Origin of the sequence: Heyndrickxia sp. FSL W8-0496 (assembly GCF_038007825.1) — a bacterium.
GTDB lineage: Bacteria > Bacillota > Bacilli > Bacillales > Bacillaceae_C > Heyndrickxia > Heyndrickxia oleronia.
The window spans coordinates 3,665,127-3,681,545 of record NZ_JBBOXX010000001.1 but is presented as its reverse complement, the minus strand read 5'-3'; the positions used below and the strand labels follow the sequence as shown (position 1 = coordinate 3,681,545).

The window sequence follows — 16,419 nt, the reverse complement described above, 5'->3', positions numbered from 1 at the left end:
CTATGATCAAGCAAGTGAATCGAGGATGAAAGGGAGTAATCAAGTGGAAAACGTCATTGAAGTGAAAAATTTAGTCAAATCGTTTGGAAACAAATCTGCTATTAAAAACGCAACATTTAATATAAAAAAGGGAGAAACGTTCGGGTTTTTAGGGCCGAGTGGTTCAGGGAAAACGACAACAATTAAAATCTTAACTGCACAATTAAAACATACATCGGGAGAGGTTCAAGTGTTTGGCAAACCATTAAAACATTTGAAAGATCCATTATATATGAGACGGATTGGAATTCTAACCGATAATAGCGGTCTGTATGAGAGGCTAACAGTATACGATAATCTTGCATTTTTTTGTAAATTATATGATGTGAATGAAGGTCAAATAAATGAAGTATTGGCAGCAGTTAATTTGATAAATGAGAAGAATATGGTCGTCCAAAAACTTTCAAAAGGGATGAAGCAAAGGGTTACTTTAGCAAGAGCAATCCTTCATAAACCAGACTTATTGTTTTTAGATGAACCAACATCTGCACTCGATCCTATGAATACGAAGCATATACATGATGGTTTAAAAAGGTTAAATGAACAAGGGACAACGATATTTTTAACGACTCATGACATGCAAGAAGCCGAAGATTTATGTAATCGAGTCGCATTTCTGCATCAAGGTGAAATAAAACTATTAGATACTCCGCAAAGTTTACGGCTGAAATATAGTGATTCAACGATTAAGCTTCTATTAAAAGATGATCGAACAGTAATTGTTCCGAAAAATCAAGAAGGAGCTGAAAAAATCTATGAATATATGAAGAATGATGAAATAATGTCGATCCATTCTAATGAACCATCATTAGGAGATATATTTGTTCAATTAACTGGGAGGGCTTTATCATGACGTTTTCACTAAAAAGAGTACAAGCTATTTTTCTTAAAGATTGGAAGGATTTATTAAAGAATTCATATATTCTATTTACAATGGCGATCCCATTAGCGTTTGCAGCATGGTTAGGACGTATAGGGTCAACAACAGATGCATTTCATTCAATGCCAATTAGTTTAGCCCTTGTCATTGCAGGCTGTTTTGTCCAGGCGGCAATGGTTGCGGAGGAAAAAGAAAAGAACACATTAAGAGGTTTGCTATTATCACCTGCGAATACATTAGAAATATTGATTGGAAAAAGTGCTTTGACATCAGCTGTCACAATAGTCATTATTATCGGTTCGATCTATTTAAGCGAATTCAAGGTGAATTCGATCCCATTATTTGCATTACTTATTCTATTAAACTTAATTATATTTATCTCGATTGGAACAATTCTTGGGTTAATGTCAAGAACAGTTATGGAAACAACTATTGTTGGAATGCCTGTAATGATCCTGTTTGGAATGGGTTCAATGCTTCGGGCTTTTATCAATAATGATACCATCCAAAAAATACTATATTATTTACCAAGTGAACAATTTGAAAAAGCTTGGCAGTCCTTAAGTCAGGGTGGTGGGCTTGGTAGTGTCGGATCACAGCTACTCATTTTATTGGTTTGGTGTGTCGCCACATTGGTCATTACGGTGATCATCTATGGAAAGCGTAGATTTGATTAATATGGTTTAAGCAGTGTTTTTTCATCCTTAATTATTTTCGTAAGCAAGATAGGAAAAAAATCCTATCTTGCTTCAATCTGTAATTAACTGAAAATTAAGTGTATTTTTGTTAGAATATAATTAAATAGATAGAAATAAGGTGATCATTTGGCTATTAGAAATTCTGTGAAAGCACTTATTATTCAAGATGGTAGAATCCTAGTTACAAAGAATCAGGATCAAGAGGGATACTTTTATTTATGCCCTGGTGGAGGTCAAGAGTTCGGAGAGACCTTTCATGAAACATTGCAAAGAGAATGTTTGGAGGAAATTGGGCGAGAGGTGCAGGAAATAGGGGAGCTAATTTTTGTGCGAGAATTGGTTGGGAAAAACTATGGACTCCCCTCTGTTCACCAAGTAGAATATTATTTTTCATGCACTATATTGGACAGTGGAAACTTCATTAGTCAAGGGGTTAATCCCGATGAACATCAGGTAGGAGTTGAATGGCTACCTATAGCTGACATTATAAAGTATCGATTTTACCCACAGGAAATGAGGGAGGTAATCCTACGATATGAAAATGGAGAATCGGTACCAATTTATCTGGGTGCTATTAATTAATGATTCTAGTACTTTGCAAGTGGGTGTAATAGTTGAATGATGAGCATATAAAAATAACGGTGGAAGCAATTACATATATGAAAATGAATTTGTCAGCAGACATTACGACGGAAGAATTAGCATCCCATGTAGGGTATAGTCACTTTCATTTTATAAGAATCTTTAAGGAGGTAACCGGGATTGCGCCTAGACACTACCTTTCTGCACTTCGTATTGAGGCAGGAAAGTCCCATTTAAGTGAGTCCACTTCATCTGTTTTAAAAGTATTATTATCACTTGGATTCCAGAGTATAGGAACGTTTAGCTCACGCTTTAAACAATATGTAGGACAGTCTCCTAGGGAATTTCGCCAGAAAATGGGTACATTACAGAATCAGCTGATTCAATTTGGAACAATGGAACAAACCCAATCCTTAGAAACACTTCAATTTCAATCTGTTAGATGCAAAATTATTCCTCCACTTGATTTTAAAGGCATATTATTTGCAGGACTTTTCCCACGTCCAATACCTGACCAACGGCCGATAGTTGGTACTGCACTTTTACATAAAAATAGCTCTTGTTTGTTTTCGAATATTCCTGAGGGTAAGTACTACATGCTGATTGCAGGGATTCCTTGGAATCTTAATCCGAAAAAATACTTTTCTAGCGATAGTTTATTGCGAGGGAAATATGAGCAACCACTTGAAATAACATCGGGCACAAATATCGATATCACAGTCAAATTACGTGAACCGATGCCATACGATCCACCTATACTTATTAATCTGCCATTATTGTTGTATGAAAAGAATAAAGCAAAGTAGAAGAAATAATGACAGATAAATTTTGGTAAATTGAATGTAGAAAAGGGGGAGAAAGATGTTAAATCAAATTGGTGTTTTAACGATTAACGTGCATGAAATAGATGAAGCGGTGGAGTTTTATACAAATATCCTTGGATTTGAACTATCACAAAGATATGGAGAAAATATTGCTACATTAAAACAAGAAGCGTTTACGATTGTATTAGAAAAGGCTGAAACAGTGCATACAAATACAAAGCCGTATGTCCTTCCTGGAATCATTTCCAAAAATTTAGATGAGGATATAAAATATTTAAAAGCGAAACAGGTAAAATTGATATTTGATGAGCCACGACCTTGTCCACCTGGACGTTATATGATTATTGAAGATCCAACTGGAAATCATCTTGAGTTGATTGAGTTCTCAAAATAGCCATGATAGGTGAAATGACGGTACAAGTTAGAGTGCTGGATATAAAAGAAGGTCAACAGTGGTATGAGACATTTTTATGTAGAAAGCCTGATTTTATCCCTCATCAAGGGTTTGCAGAATGGGAATTAATACCGGGATGTTGGCTACAAGTAGCTGAAGGCAAGCCAGCTGTCGGGAGTGGCCCTATCCGTATTGGTGTTTTAAATATCATTGCTGAACGTGAAAGATTAGTTAAGGAGCTAAATATTGAGTTTTTCACTATTCATTCTCGAGAAGAAGTTCCTGTAAAATGGGGGACATTTACCGACCCTTGGGGAAATCGTCTTGGTTTGTTTGAATATGTAAGTGAAGGGGAAAATAGAACAAGCTAAAAGTGAAAGACCTTCGAAGGTGAAGGTCTTTTATTGAGGCTTACTTGATTTTTCGATAGGCTCTTTTCTAACACATTGTTTTATTTAAGAAAAGCTTTAAAAAAAAAATCATTAAAGACACCTACACCATTCATTTCACTAAGAAAAGAGCTACAAACTTTATAAGAACCGCTGAATCTTTTACACAAGCAACAAACTATCTGAATACAGCCTTTCGATAATAGATTCTCCCTTTATTTGACCCATTATATGGAAGTCCCATTGAGATTAATAGTCGAGTTGCAGTATCGGATGATTGTATTAGTAGAAACTTACACAATTTTTGATTCGTTAGTTCATGATCAATCAATAAAAAGTAATCATCAACGGCTTTGTGATGTGCATCTTTTGTGGAGCTTTGACAATGTTGACACACCCATCCCCCGTGCTTTCGATACATAGGAATATGTTGACAATATGGACACTGAACTCCATGAAGAATGTCGGACTTTTGAATGCCAAATGGACATGGGGGGATATTGATTAAGGGGGTATGATGTTTTAAGAGAAGTCTTTTCATTTTGTTTATATCTTTTTTACTAAGAATTGATTTTCGATATAATAGGGAGATTTCTTCAATTTTTTCAATTGAATGCTGAGCATGACAAATTTTTTGATGAAGCTTTGTCATGTATTTAGGTGGGTGGATGATGGTTGATGGAAAACTGATTATGATTAAACTTTCGATAGGGATACTAGGGATCTTATGGGATATTAACCATTCTCTTAATTGTTGCTCATGTCTTCGGACCTGCGATAAAGGGTCTGGAAAGCCTTCTTCCTTTTCATTCATTTTTCGAATCAGTTGATGATACATAGGTTCAAAATGTAAAGTTCCAGCAATGTTTTTGATTTCTAGTATGAGTAAAAAAGATGGGGTAACAATTAAAGTATCTATCTGAAAATAAAAATCGTATAGTTTTAAGCGAAGATCATGAAAAATATAATAGTTATCTTGGGGAAGGAATTGTAAATAGTAGTCTATAGCCTTTTCACCTTTAAAGCCTGCTTTTATTTTTGAGATTTCCTCTTGAATAATATTTCTCTTAGGATGTTTCAACGTAATTCTTCTCATGAGAGCATCATAAACCTCTAGTTTTAATGGGATTGTCCTTTCTTTTACAATCAAATATGCTCACTCCTTTTATTTACTTATGTAAATCTTCGCTATAAATAATAAAACTCCTTCCAATTTTAATTGGGAAACTTAATATCTGCGGAAATTTGAATTTATCCGCTAATTAATTACTTTATCCGCGAAAAAACGGATATATCCGCGATTTTTCAGATATATCCGCATATCCTTATTATGTTCGCCTCTCAAAGGCAAGTTTAATGGCAAATCCAACTAGGACTACTCCGGTTAATCCTTGAATAAACTTTTGTGTTTTCGGTTTTTTCATGTATTCATTCATCCGTTGAATGAAAAGAATATAAAAGACAAACCATATGACAGTCAATGCCGTATATGTAAACCCCATAAGAAGAAATTGACTCCATGAATGTACTTTTGGGTTAATAAATTGCGGTAAAAAAGTTAAAAAGAAAACAGCTACCTTTGGATTTAAGAGGTTTGTTAAAAAGCCTTGCCGGAAAAATGAAGAATGTCCTGTCATTACATGATGTGTATCATCATCTTGGACAACATCTTTTCTAATGGAGAGTAATGTTTTCACACCTAAATAGATTAAATAAATTGCACCTATATATTTTATAATTGAAAATAGCATCGCAGATTGAACAATAATCGCAGATATTCCTGCGATAACCGCAAAAGTATGAATGCAGAGGGCACAGCATGTTCCAAATACAGTTTGTAGCCCACCTTTATAACCAAAGGTCAGTGTGTTTTTAGTAGTAATCGCTGTATCTGGACCTGGTAAAATAATCAAACAAACAGACATAAAGACAAACATCCAAAAGTTACTCATCGTTTCCCACCCTTTTATATAAAAACAGATTTACTATATTATATAAAAAATGCTGGGAATTCGAAATCATCTTTTAATAAGGCTGTACAGAATAATTTGTTGCTTTTGTAAAAGGTTCAGACAGTTTACTTTACTTATTAGCAACAATTTTTACAAAAAAAATGCCTCGATCAGCTCGAGACATTGATTAGTTAGACTTTTTCGGAAAATATTTTTTTTTGCCATAAATGATAAACATAAATAATTAATGAAAGAATAAAGGTCACAATAAAATATTGCCATTTATGAATATTAACGAGCGTAGCTACACCTAAACGTTCCAACAAGCCAAGAACAACGAAACATAGAAAAGCATCCATAATTAAATTAACGATAAGGAATATACGGAAATTATTAGCGGCAAGAACAAAAATCCAAAACGTGCCCACAGCAAAGATTCCATACGCAAAACTAATATCAATCATATATCCCCAAGGAACGATATAGCTGTCAATGGTCCACCACTTATAATTGTAAGCAATTTGAAAAACGATGGTCATTAGCAAACAAGTAAAAATAGTAACAGGCATATACCGTCTTACAAGGTTTTTATTTAGAAATACAACAGTAAGCCATGGGAGAATTAGTGCTAGAATTAATAACAGCTTTGTTAGCAAAGAAAGTCCCCCTAAAAAATTTTTATTGCTATATACAGATTAGTATTAAGTTTTTAATTTAAATTATTCGTTTTTCTTAATAAACGTTTCCAAATAAAAACAACTCCCCTATAGGAAGCTGTTGTATAGTAGACCAAACACTCTATTTAAACCAACCTTTTTTCATAAACCAAAGTGACATCCCTGCCCCAATGATGAACATGAGGATAAGAATAATAAAGTAACCTAGATTCCAATGAAGTTCAGGCATATAATCAAAATTCATTCCATAAATACCGGCAATGAGTGTCAGCGGCATGAAAATGGTGGTAATAACCGTTAGTACTTTCATCACTCGATTGGTCTGATGGGCATTCAAAGAGAGATAACTATCGCGAATATCTGCTGTCAGTTCCCTGTTTGCATCAATCATTCCAGTTAATTTCAAAAGATGGTCATGAATATCAGTAAAATAGGCAGCTCTCCTTTGTATTCCATCTAGGCGATGAGAATTTAGCATACGGTATAATAAATCACTCATTGGAGTAACTGTATGCCTCATGGAGAGTAATTCATGTCTTGTATCGAATAGACTTTCCAGCAATACCTCCATTGTTTCATTCTTTGAATTATCCTCAATTTCATTAAGGCGATCCTCAAGTTTATAGATAAGCGGAAAATAATTATCAACGATTTTATCCATCAACTGATATAAAATTAAATATGGATCCCAATTTTCGTAAGAATCGCTTTCGATAAAAAGGCTCCAAACGTCATGAATTTCTTTTGCTAGATGCTGATGGAAAGTGACGATAAAATTCGATCCAAGGAAGATATTGATTTCTTCTTTTATCAATTCTTCCGGATGAAGACTGTGGAGAACAAAAAAAGTATGGTCCTCATAATAATCTAATTTTGGCCGCTGTAGTTTATGGATACAATCCTCAATCGCTAATGGATGAAATCGTAATGGATTTCTTAATTTTAAAATTTCCTCCTCAGTAGGACGGTCAAAGTCAATCCAATACCAAAGACAATCCATATCGCTTAATTCCTCAAGAGTCACTCCTTTTAATAGTTCAAAGTCTCTAGTAATCACTAACGTTCGTATCATACATTACTCCTTATAAATTTCAATCTCTCTTACATTATACCCTTTAGTTTGATATTGACACATTTAAAAGATTGAAAAATTCATAAAATTTAATTGTGGAACGTACAAATTGCGATATAATTGTAAGACACATATATCAAATAAAGAGGAAGGGGAGATGATAGTGAAACCGATTATCGGGATAACTGCACATGTAGAACTTGATTGGAAACATACACTAGCCAATGATTATATTCAAGCTGTCATTTGTGCTGGAGGGATTCCTTTGATCATTCCGGCTGGAATAGATGCAGATGTGGATCAAATAGTAGACAAAATTGATGGTGTTGTGCTTTCTGGTGGAGGGGATATTGATCCTACCCTGTTTGGAGAAGAACCACATCAAAATCTTGGATCAATTTCACCAGGTAGGGATAGTTTAGAAGTCGCAATCATACATCGCTTTTTAGAAAAAAATAAACCGATTTTAGCGATTTGCCGTGGCATTCAAATTTTAAATATAGCTGCTGGTGGAGATATGTTCCAAGATATTTATAGCCAATCTGAGTCACAATTACTTCAACACGCACAGAAGGCTACACGTTCACATTATTCACACTATGTCAATGTAGAGAAAAATAGTTTACTAGAATCCATTGCTGGTCAAACAGAGTTTAAAGTGAACTCTTTTCATCATCAGGCAGTGAGGAATGTGGTGAGTCCATTTATAGTCACAGCTCGGGCATCTGATGGAGTGATAGAGGCTATTGAAAGCACTGAACACCAATTTGTCTTGGGGGTACAATGGCATCCTGAACCATTAGCATTGAATGAAGATCATATTTCAAAAGCGATTTTTCAACGATTTATAGAGGCATGTCAATCTTAATTGGAGGATAAACAAATGAAAGTAATTGATTTACATTGTGATGCATTAATGAAACTAGCTTATGCAAAAGGGAAATTATCTTATAGTAATGCAGAAGAATTAGATACAAATAAAACCCGTTTACAACAAGGAGATGTGATGGTTCAAGCCTTTGCCATTTTTATCGATCCCGAGATTAAATCTGATCAGAAGTTTCAGGCAGCTCTTGATCAAGTCTATTATTTTAAAAATGAAGTAATTGGCAAAAATCCGGAAATGAAGCAGATTACAAAGTGGCAGGATTTTAATCGATTGAAAGAAAATGAAATCGGTGCAATGCTTACTTTGGAGGGGGTAGATGCAATTGGAAATGATCTTCAAAAATTAAGCATTTTACATGAGTTAGGTGTTCTTTCGGTTGGTTTAACTTGGAATAATGCCAACCTAGCTGCTGATGGTGCTGGAGAAGAACGTGGCGCAGGACTTACCTCCTTTGGAAAAGAAATTGTCTCATTCAATAATGATCATAAGATTTTAACCGATGTGTCTCACCTCTGTGAAAATGCCTTCTGGGATGTTATAGAAATCGCAAAGTATCCAATCGCAAGTCACTCGAATGCGAAGGAAATATGTAACCATGTTCGTAATTTATCCGATCAACAAGCAAAAGCTATGTTCGAAAAAAATGGCCTCGTTCATGTTGTTTATTGTCCTCCTTTTGTAAAGGAAGATGGGAATGCAACATTATCAGATTTAATTAAGCATATTGATCATTTTTGTTCATTAGGCGGTGTGAAACAAATAGGTTTTGGTTCTGATTTTGATGGCATATCTACCAAGGTAGAAAAACTTGAAAACTCCGCAATGTATCAAAATTTAATCAATGAATTATTAAAGTATTATTCAGAAGAACAGGTGAGAGGATTCGCCTATCAGAATTTTATCGATCACCTACCCGAATAGACCATTAATAATGACAGTAATAAGCTTAAAATACAAAATGAAAAACCATTAATAATCCAAGGCTTGGGGGATGGGATTTGTCGGTTAACAGACGGCAGCTCAACCTGTCTCCCTTCAGTTTCTTGGATTATTTGTTCTTTTTTATTTATAGAACGCAAAAAGCGCTTACAGCTATAGATAAAAGCTGAAAAGAAATTTCCTCTAATAATGATAAGCACGCATCCTACTAAAAGAATAACTATTCCAATATAAAAAAGTATATTAATCCATCCTAAAAAATCCCATGACTGGTAAAAGGATAGAGCGATAATAAGCGATAATACTAAGGAAAAACTATTAAACCATAAATATTTTTTCAAACGAACAACCCCTTTCTATCACTAGTTAAAAGTAGTTTAACATACTTTTACTTTATTTGAATATTTAAAAATATATTGATAATATCGTAGGAACCATATAAACTATCAGTAAATATAGAAAATTCTAATTAGAGGGGGAAGGCGAATGAAGAGGAAAAAATGGTTATCCATCTTAATTTTCATGCTAGTGATCTCAATGGCTCTTTCTGGATGTGGCTTTGGTTCCAAAAAAACGGAAACAAATGATAGTGGGAAAGAAAAAGCCGGAGAAGAGAAAAATACGGATACAAAACAAGTATTAAACGTAACAGCAACTGCTGAGATTCCTACGATGGATTCAACGAAAGCTCATGATGCGGTTGCATTTACAGTTTTAAACAATGTAAATGAAGGTCTTTTCCGTCAGGATCAGAATAATAAACCGATTTTAGCTATGGCAGAAAATCATGAACAAAGTGAAGATGGACTCGTTCATACATTTAAAATTAGAGATGCGAAATGGAGTAATGGTGATCCAGTTACTGCAAATGACTTTGAGTATGCATGGAAAAGAGTGTTAAAAGAAGCTGGTGCATATAACTATATGTTTGTAACCGTTGGAGTAAAAAATGCACAAGCCATTATTGATGGGAAAATGGATGCTGATCAGTTAGGTGTAAAGGCAGTCGATGAAAAAACATTGGAAGTTACTCTTGAGAATCCTAACCCATTATTAGAAACACTATTAACCTTTGGAACCTTCCTTCCTCAAAATCAAAAATTTGTAGAAGAAATGGGTGACCAATACGCTCTTGAAGCAGATAAGTTACTATCTAATGGACCATTTAAATTAGCAGAGTGGAAGCATGAACAAAGTTGGAAATATGTAAAAAATCCGGAATATTGGGATGCAAAAACTGTAAAGCTGGATGAAATAAATGTCTATGTTGTAAAAGATGATGCTACAGGTTTGAATCTCTACGAAAGTAAAAAAATTGATAGAGTGACATTAACGGCAGAATCTGTAGACAATTATAAGGATGATAAGGAATTTAAAACAACTACACAAGCAGGGATTGGATTCCTTCGTTTTAATTTAAATCACCCCGTTTTAGGGAATGAAAATATTCGAAAAGCGGTTAACCTAGCTATCGACAAGCAAGGACTAACCGATATTGCATTAAATAATGGAGCGGTTCCATTATACGGTATAGTTCCTGGAGAATATTATTTTTCACCAGATAATAAGGATTTCCGTGAATTAAATGGCGATCTTTTAAAAGGCTCCCTTGATGAAGCTAAAAAATACTGGGATAAGGGATTAAAAGAAACAGGAGTGAAAGAAGTAAAAGTTGCTATTAATCTTGCTGATACTGACTCTAGTAAGAAAATGGCGGAATTTATACAATCCCAGCTAGAGACGAATCTTCCTGGATTTAAATTAGAAATTAAAGCGGTTCCTTTTGAACAAAGACTAGAAATTGAAAAATCAATTAAATATGATATTTCATTATCAACATGGGGACCAGATTATAGTGATCCGATGACATATTTAGATATGTGGATTACAGGAAGCTCATCCAACCGTGAAGATTATTCTAGAAAAGATTATGATGCATTAGTTGAAAAAGCGAGACTTGAAACAGATCTATCCAAACGATATGAAATGTTATTACAGTTGGAAAAAATGTTAATTGATGAAGATGCAGCGATTGCACCACTTTATCAAACTGGGCAAGCGATTTTAATTCATAGCAATGTTAAGGACTTAATTGAACATCCTAGTGGTGCAGATTTTAGTTATAAATGGACCTATTTGGAGTAAGTTTACTCTGATAAAAGTAGAGGATGTATCGTTTTACGTACATCCTCTTTTCTGATTTTTTTTCACCATACATAGAGTTTTTTCTAAAGGAATGGGGTGTTTTTATGAAACGTTACTTGCTTCAAAGACTAGGTTATATGATTATTACTCTTTTTATCATTGTGACATTAACTTTTTTTCTAATGAAATTGCTTCCAGGGACTCCGTTTAATAATCCTGAAAAACTTTCGGAAAAGCAAATAGAGGTCTTAAACGAAAAATATGGGCTTGATAAGCCTGTAGTGTTGCAGTATATCCACTATTTAGGGAATTTAGTAACAGGTGATTTTGGCTTGTCCTTCCAATATGAAGGTCGAACTGTAAATAGTATGATCGTGGATCGAATTGGTCCTTCAGGATTAATCGGTTTTCAAGCCATGGTATTTGGCATAGTTTTTGGTTTATTACTGGGGATTTTATCTGCACTAAAACATAATAGTATTTATGATTATGGATCGGTCACATTAGCTGTGCTAGGAATGTCTATTCCATCCTTTGTATTTGCTGCACTATTACAATATTTTATTGGTGTGAAATTAGGTTGGCTACCTCCAGCACTATGGGAAAGTTATAAATATACATTGTTACCGTCCTTTGCTTTATCTGTTTCAGTGACGGCAACGGTAGCAAGATTTATTAGGACAGAAATGCTAGAGGTATTAGGTCATGATTATGTTATTACTGCTAGAGCGAAAGGAATTACTGAATCAGGTGTAGTGATTAAGCATGTATTAAGAAATGCATTAATCCCAGTAGTTACAATGTTAGGACCATTAGCAGTTGGAATCATGACAGGTACCCTAGTCATTGAAAAAATCTTTGCTGTTCCAGGTTTAGGTGAACAATTTACATTATCCATTTTAGTAAATGATTATAGTGTCATTATGGGGATAACCGTTTTTTATAGTGCATTATTTATATTCGTTGTGTTTATTGTTGACCTTTTATATGGACTACTAGATCCTCGCATTAATTTTAGACGGGGGGCTGAAATATGAAGATAGAAATTAATAAAGAAAGTCAACCAACGATCTATCCTCACAAAGGTGATCAATCAAGCTCCAATCAAATTCCAACTGTTATCACGGATGATTTATTTGTTCCTGCTCCAATAGATCCTTCCATACATGAGGAAATTACAAAACCTCCTGTTACATTTTGGAAGGAAGCATGGATGAGGTTGTTGAGAAATAAAGGGTCCGTCATTTCTCTTGTTGTGTTACTAATCATCGCTTTCCTTGCGATTTTTGGTCCAAGCTTCAATGAGTATACCTATAAACAACAAAATATTGCCCATCGAAATCTACCGCCTAAGATATCTGGTTTAGAATGGCTTGGATTAAATGGTAAAGATGTACACGGTGTTGATCAATATGAAAAAAGAGATATAACCACCAATTACTGGTTTGGTACAGATGAATTCGGAAGAGATATTTGGACGAGAGTGTGGAAAGGAACACAAATCTCTCTTTTCATCGCCTTAGTTGCTGCTCTTCTTGATTTATGTATTGGTGTTCTTTATGGAGGTATTTCCGCATTTTATGGAGGAAAAGTAGATAATGTCATGCAGAGGATCATTGAGGTTTTGGTAGGAATTCCAAACTTGATTATTATCATTTTATTTATTTTGATACTTGAACCAGGGATTACCTCAATTATTCTTGCGATGGTAATTACTGGGTGGGTTGGAATGGCTAGGGTCGTACGAGGACAAATTCTCCAACTTAAAAGTCAAGAATTTGTATTAGCCTCCAGAACCCTCGGGGCATCAAATAGAAGATTAATAGGGAAGCATTTATTGCCAAATGTCATGGGGCCAATTATCGTCACATTAATGTTTACTATCCCAACGGCAATCTTTTTTGAAGCTTTCTTAAGTTTCATTGGGTTAGGACTTCAGGCACCATTGGCCTCACTAGGTGTATTAATAGACGATGGCTATAAAGCAATGCGTTTCTTCACCTATAAGCTCATTTTCCCATCTATTGTCATCAGTGCTGTTATGATTTGTTTTAATCTTCTAGGGGATGGCTTAAGAGATGCGCTTGATCCAAAGATGAGAAAATAAAGGAGTGATCTATCATGGTGGAAGAAATCCTATCTGTTGAAAATTTACATGTATCGTTTCGAAATCAAAGTGGTGAAGTAAATGCAGTAAGAGGAGTGAATTTTTCATTAAAAAAAGGTGAAACATTGGCAATAGTTGGTGAATCAGGCTCTGGAAAGTCTGTAACGGCGAAATCAATAATGAAACTTCTTCCTAAACATAATACTTATATTCCCGAAGGCAAAATTTATTACGATAATCAAGATTTACTCGCGTTACCGGTTAGACAAATTCAAAAAATCCGCGGTTCGGAAATTTCAATGGTATTTCAGGATCCGATGACTTCATTAAATCCAACGATGAAGATTGGAAAACAAATCATAGAGGGATTAAAGAAACATCAAGGATTAACCAATCGAGTGGCAAGACAAAAAGCTCTTGATATGTTGAAACTAGTTGGAATACCCAATCCAGAGGAACGACTAGATGCCTTTCCACATCAGTTTTCAGGTGGAATGAGACAGCGTGTGGTAATTGCTATGGCTCTAGCGTGTAATCCCAAAATATTAATTGCGGATGAACCAACAACAGCATTAGACGTGACAATTCAGGCTCAAATTCTTGATTTAATGAAAAACCTTCAAGAAAAAACAGGTACCGCGATTATTATGATTACTCATGACTTAGGAGTAGTCGCTAATATGGCAGATCGTGTTGCTGTCATGTATGCTGGCGAAATTGTTGAAATGGGAACAGTAGATGAAATATTTTATAAGCCTAAGCACCCTTATACTTTAGGATTATTGCAATCCATGCCAAAGCTTCACTCTAGTCGGAAGGTCCCTTTAATTCCAATACCTGGGTCACCACCAAATCTAGCGAAAAAACAACAAGGATGTCCCTTTGCATCGAGATGTCCTTATACGATGAAAGTATGTCATTATTTTGCACCAGAGAAACTCCAAATGACAGATGAGCATTCGGTTTCTTGCTGGCTTCATGATCAAAGGACACCAGTGGAAAATAAGCCTGTTGCGATTGGGGGAACAAGATGATGAATTATCGGGAGCCCTTAGTAGAAGTAGAAAATTTAACAAAATATTTTAAGGTTGGTAAAAAGCAAAAATTACGTGCAGTTGATGGCATTAGTTTTACGATTCATAAAGGTGAAACATTAGGGCTTGTCGGAGAGTCTGGTTGTGGAAAATCTACTGTTGGTAGAACATTGCTTCAACTATATCAACCTACATCAGGGGTAGTGAAGTTCGCCGGTAAAATACTGGAAAGTCAACAATCAAAAGCTGGAGAAAAGCAATATCACCAAGACGTTCAAATGATTTTTCAAGATCCTTATTCCTCATTAAATCCACGGATGACTGTATTAGAGATTATTTCCGAGGGATTATTGATCCATCAACCAAATATGAATAAAGAGGATCGCCGGAGTAGGGTCACTGAATTATTAGAATTAGTAGGATTAGACCGTAATCATGCGAATCGATATCCACATGAATTCAGTGGTGGTCAAAGGCAAAGGATTGGGATTGCACGAGCTTTGGCAGTTGAGCCAAAATTTATTGTTGCAGATGAACCAATAGCTGCTCTAGACGTTTCAATTCAAGCTCAAATTGTGAACTTATTAAAACAATTACAAGATGAAAGAGACCTGACCTATTTGTTTATCGCACATGATCTTTCGATGGTAAAGCATATTAGCGATCGAATTGCTGTCATGTATTTAGGTCAAATGATGGAGCTAGCGGAAAGTGAAGAATTGTATGAGGAACCATTGCATCCATATACCGCGGCTCTTCTTTCGGCTATTCCATTACCTGATCCCATACTAGAAAGAAAACGGGAAAGGATTATATTAAAGGGAGATGTTCCAAATCCGATCAATCCACCGAGTGGTTGTCCTTTTCGAACACGCTGTCCTCAAGCAATGGGGGTATGTGCTGAAAAGACTCCTATTTGGCAGGAAGTAAAACCCAATCATTTTGTAGCTTGTCATTTATATAATGAACAATAGCCCAGTAAAGGAGATGAACGATTGAATTCGAGTGAATGTTTCATTCAATCCGTTGAGGAAATCATTAATAGCACTCAGGCGAGAATTAGTATTGCGGTTGAAATCGATGAACAAAGAATCATTGAAAAAGACAGTGATAGAGAATATTTATCTGCCAGTTTAATTAAAATACCAATCATGATGGAGGCATATCGACAAAGTGAATTAGGGACGATTTGTTTAACAGATTTAATTGAAATAAAAGATTTTCAAAAAGTAGGTGGGTCAGGTGTTCTTCATTCTCTTACAGGTGGTACTCAACTAAGCATAAAGGATTTAATAACCTTAATGATTATTGTATCTGACAATACGGCAACCAATATAATGATTGAATTACTGGGAAAAGATAATATTAATCAGTTTTGTAGGGATATTGGGGCCCATCATACTAAAGTAGAAAGAAAATTAATGGATGAGCAGGCGAAAGCCAAAGGTTATGAAAATATTACAACTGCATCTGACATGATTTGTCTATTAAAAGAATTAGATCAAAATGAAATTTTATCTAAAAATAGCACACTTGACATACTAAAATGTCTTTCAGCACAACAATTTCGTCATAAATTACCCGGTTTAATGGATCAGGACCTTATGAAAATAGCAAATAAAACAGGGGAAATGGAAGGAATTGAGCATGATGTTGCCATCATTCATTACGGTGGAAAAAAAGCTTATATAGCCGTATTAATTGACCAGCTTGAACAGAATTTTTTAGGACAAGTTTCTATTGCAAAAATAGGTGAATCCGTTTATGAATATCTTTTAAAACAATAATAATGAAGTAG

General features: G+C 35.0%; 19 protein-coding genes. 14 read left to right on the top strand and 5 right to left on the bottom strand.

Annotated elements, in window-relative coordinates:
• The first annotated feature begins 43 nt into the window (after nt 1–43).
• The 6 genes from NST63_RS18625 (at nt 44) to NST63_RS18600 (ending at nt 3,788) form a co-directional block, all read left to right on the top strand.
• Nucleotides 44–892: an ABC transporter ATP-binding protein gene (locus tag NST63_RS18625; RefSeq protein ID WP_212942565.1), complete on the top strand. Its 849-nt coding sequence runs from the start codon at nt 44–46 to the stop codon at nt 890–892.
• Nucleotides 889–1,596 (top strand): ABC transporter permease, encoded by a 708-nt coding sequence (locus tag NST63_RS18620; protein ID WP_058005028.1) that lies wholly within the window; start codon nt 889–891, stop codon nt 1,594–1,596. The genes NST63_RS18625 and NST63_RS18620 overlap by 4 nt, the downstream gene beginning before the upstream one ends.
• Before the next feature lie 147 nt (nt 1,597–1,743).
• Entirely contained in the window at nt 1,744–2,199 is a 456-nt protein-coding gene (locus NST63_RS18615; RefSeq protein WP_180212773.1) for an NUDIX domain-containing protein, read from the top strand.
• A gap of 32 nt (nt 2,200–2,231) precedes the next feature.
• Nucleotides 2,232–3,005: a helix-turn-helix domain-containing protein gene (locus tag NST63_RS18610; protein ID WP_180212774.1), complete on the top strand. Its 774-nt coding sequence runs from the start codon at nt 2,232–2,234 to the stop codon at nt 3,003–3,005.
• Nucleotides 3,006–3,060: 55 nt separating this feature from the next.
• Entirely contained in the window at nt 3,061–3,417 is a 357-nt protein-coding gene (locus tag NST63_RS18605; protein ID WP_058005031.1) for a VOC family protein, read from the top strand.
• 2 nt (nt 3,418–3,419) lie between these two features.
• A complete protein-coding gene (locus NST63_RS18600) occupies nt 3,420–3,788 on the top strand; it encodes a VOC family protein (protein WP_180212776.1) in 369 nt (122 codons plus the stop codon).
• Nucleotides 3,789–3,984: 196 nt separating this feature from the next.
• Here NST63_RS18600 and NST63_RS18595 read toward each other — a convergent pair whose 3' ends face one another.
• From NST63_RS18595 to corA, 4 genes are all read right to left on the bottom strand, one after another.
• Entirely contained in the window at nt 3,985–4,956 is a 972-nt protein-coding gene (locus tag NST63_RS18595) for a nuclease-related domain-containing protein (RefSeq protein WP_341043371.1), read from the bottom strand.
• Nucleotides 4,957–5,134: 178 nt separating this feature from the next.
• Nucleotides 5,135–5,758, bottom strand: coding sequence for a LysE family translocator (locus NST63_RS18590; RefSeq protein ID WP_058005035.1), 624 nt, complete (start codon nt 5,756–5,758; stop codon nt 5,135–5,137).
• A gap of 191 nt (nt 5,759–5,949) precedes the next feature.
• Nucleotides 5,950–6,414: a hypothetical protein gene (locus NST63_RS18585; protein WP_341043370.1), complete on the bottom strand. Its 465-nt coding sequence runs from the start codon at nt 6,412–6,414 to the stop codon at nt 5,950–5,952.
• Between the two features lie 142 nt (nt 6,415–6,556).
• On the bottom strand, nt 6,557–7,507 hold the full coding sequence (gene corA / locus NST63_RS18580) for a magnesium/cobalt transporter CorA (protein WP_212942546.1): 951 nt from the start codon (nt 7,505–7,507) through the stop codon (nt 6,557–6,559).
• A 163-nt stretch (nt 7,508–7,670) separates the two neighbouring features.
• Here corA and NST63_RS18575 point away from each other — a divergent pair, with 163 nt between their 5' ends.
• The gene (locus NST63_RS18575) at nt 7,671–8,375 is read left to right on the top strand and encodes a gamma-glutamyl-gamma-aminobutyrate hydrolase family protein (RefSeq protein ID WP_180212779.1); all 705 of its coding nucleotides are present in this window, start codon (nt 7,671–7,673) and stop codon (nt 8,373–8,375) included.
• Nucleotides 8,376–8,390: 15 nt separating this feature from the next.
• The gene (locus NST63_RS18570) at nt 8,391–9,317 is read left to right on the top strand and encodes a dipeptidase (RefSeq protein WP_212942544.1); all 927 of its coding nucleotides are present in this window, start codon (nt 8,391–8,393) and stop codon (nt 9,315–9,317) included.
• Here NST63_RS18570 and NST63_RS18565 read toward each other — a convergent pair.
• Nucleotides 9,302–9,676, bottom strand: a complete 375-nt coding sequence (locus tag NST63_RS18565; protein ID WP_341043369.1) for a DUF3899 domain-containing protein — start codon at nt 9,674–9,676, stop codon at nt 9,302–9,304. The two genes, NST63_RS18570 and NST63_RS18565, sit on opposite strands and share 16 nt — an antisense overlap.
• A gap of 145 nt (nt 9,677–9,821) precedes the next feature.
• On the opposite strand from NST63_RS18565, the gene NST63_RS18560 reads away from it, so the two are divergent.
• The 6 genes from NST63_RS18560 to NST63_RS18535 all read left to right on the top strand — a co-directional run bounded on the left by NST63_RS18560 (nt 9,822) and on the right by NST63_RS18535 (nt 16,408).
• Nucleotides 9,822–11,480: a peptide ABC transporter substrate-binding protein gene (locus NST63_RS18560; protein ID WP_212942540.1), complete on the top strand. Its 1,659-nt coding sequence runs from the start codon at nt 9,822–9,824 to the stop codon at nt 11,478–11,480.
• A 104-nt stretch (nt 11,481–11,584) separates the two neighbouring features.
• Complete coding sequence (gene opp3b, locus NST63_RS18555; RefSeq protein WP_212942538.1) at nt 11,585–12,517, top strand: oligopeptide ABC transporter permease; 933 nt, start codon at nt 11,585–11,587, stop codon at nt 12,515–12,517.
• Complete coding sequence (gene opp3C / locus NST63_RS18550; protein WP_212942536.1) at nt 12,514–13,587, top strand: oligopeptide ABC transporter permease; 1,074 nt, start codon at nt 12,514–12,516, stop codon at nt 13,585–13,587. The genes opp3b and opp3C overlap by 4 nt, the downstream gene beginning before the upstream one ends.
• 14 nt (nt 13,588–13,601) lie before the next feature.
• Nucleotides 13,602–14,621, top strand: a complete 1,020-nt coding sequence (locus NST63_RS18545; RefSeq protein WP_058005043.1) for an ABC transporter ATP-binding protein — start codon at nt 13,602–13,604, stop codon at nt 14,619–14,621.
• On the top strand, nt 14,618–15,595 hold the full coding sequence (locus tag NST63_RS18540; protein ID WP_341043366.1) for an ABC transporter ATP-binding protein: 978 nt from the start codon (nt 14,618–14,620) through the stop codon (nt 15,593–15,595). The genes NST63_RS18545 and NST63_RS18540 overlap by 4 nt, the downstream gene beginning before the upstream one ends.
• Before the next feature lie 21 nt (nt 15,596–15,616).
• Nucleotides 15,617–16,408, top strand: coding sequence for a serine hydrolase (locus tag NST63_RS18535; RefSeq protein ID WP_341043363.1), 792 nt, complete (start codon nt 15,617–15,619; stop codon nt 16,406–16,408).
• Nucleotides 16,409–16,419: the final 11 nt, after the last annotated feature.

Excerpts from the sequence above, each read along its gene's own strand:
- NST63_RS18620 (WP_058005028.1), top strand. The coding sequence starts at position 889 with ATGACGTTTTCACTAAAAAGAGTACAAGCTATTTTTCTTAAAGATTGG.
- NST63_RS18605 (WP_058005031.1), top strand. The coding sequence starts at position 3,061 with ATGTTAAATCAAATTGGTGTTTTAACGATTAACGTGCATGAAATAGAT.
- NST63_RS18600 (WP_180212776.1), top strand. The coding sequence starts at position 3,420 with ATGATAGGTGAAATGACGGTACAAGTTAGAGTGCTGGATATAAAAGAA.
- NST63_RS18590 (WP_058005035.1), bottom strand. The coding sequence starts at position 5,758 with ATGAGTAACTTTTGGATGTTTGTCTTTATGTCTGTTTGTTTGATTATT.
- corA (WP_212942546.1), bottom strand. The coding sequence starts at position 7,507 with ATGATACGAACGTTAGTGATTACTAGAGACTTTGAACTATTAAAAGGA.
- NST63_RS18570 (WP_212942544.1), top strand. The coding sequence starts at position 8,391 with ATGAAAGTAATTGATTTACATTGTGATGCATTAATGAAACTAGCTTAT.
- NST63_RS18560 (WP_212942540.1), top strand. The coding sequence starts at position 9,822 with ATGAAGAGGAAAAAATGGTTATCCATCTTAATTTTCATGCTAGTGATC.
- opp3b (WP_212942538.1), top strand. The coding sequence starts at position 11,585 with ATGAAACGTTACTTGCTTCAAAGACTAGGTTATATGATTATTACTCTT.
- opp3C (WP_212942536.1), top strand. The coding sequence starts at position 12,514 with ATGAAGATAGAAATTAATAAAGAAAGTCAACCAACGATCTATCCTCAC.
- NST63_RS18545 (WP_058005043.1), top strand. The coding sequence starts at position 13,602 with ATGGTGGAAGAAATCCTATCTGTTGAAAATTTACATGTATCGTTTCGA.
- NST63_RS18540 (WP_341043366.1), top strand. The coding sequence starts at position 14,618 with ATGATGAATTATCGGGAGCCCTTAGTAGAAGTAGAAAATTTAACAAAA.